1 protein-coding gene is annotated in these 576 nt (G+C 75.0%); it reads left to right on the top strand.

Annotated features, from left to right (window positions below):
* Positions 1-527, top strand: a 527-nt coding sequence (paaD, locus tag LPA54_RS35570; protein WP_228984706.1) for a 1,2-phenylacetyl-CoA epoxidase subunit PaaD, incomplete at its 5' end; no start/stop codon positions are given.
* Positions 528-576: the final 49 nt, after the last annotated feature.

The following is a 576-nucleotide window of genomic DNA, read 5'->3' as shown; positions in this document are numbered from 1 at the left end:
CGCCCCTGGAGGAGCGGCTGCTGGAGCTCGTCGGCTCGGTGCCCGACCCGGAGCTGCCCGTGCTGACCCTGCGCGAGCTGGGCGTGGTCCGCGCGGTGCGGGCGCACGGCACGGACAGCGTCGAGGTCGACCTCACCCCGACCTACACCGGCTGCCCGGCCGTCGAGGTGATGAGCCTCGACATAGAGCGCGTGCTGCGCGAGAACGGCGTGCGCGAGGTCACCGTGCGCACGGTCCTCGCCCCCGCCTGGTCGACCGACGACATCACCGACGAAGGCCGCCGCAAACTGCGGGAGTTCGGCATCGCCCCGCCGCGCACGGGCGCCGCCTCCGGGCCCGTCCGGGTCGGGCTGGGCCCCACACGGACCCGCGAGGGCGGCCCCGCCGACGGGCCGGAGCCCGTCCGCTGCCCGCACTGCGGCTCCGCCGAGACCGAGCTCCTCAGCCGTTTCTCCTCCACCGCGTGCAAGGCGCTGCGCCGCTGCCTGGCCTGCCGTGAACCGTTCGACCACTTCAAGGAGTTGTGATGGCCCGCTTCCACCGGCTCCGGGTGGCCGCGGTCGACCGGCTCACCGA

The sequence above is a fragment of the Streptomyces sp. DH12 genome, assembly GCF_020873895.1.
Taxonomy (GTDB): domain Bacteria; phylum Actinomycetota; class Actinomycetes; order Streptomycetales; family Streptomycetaceae; genus Streptomyces.
Note: the sequence above shows the minus strand (reverse complement) of the source record. Positions and strands in the feature narration are given on the sequence as shown.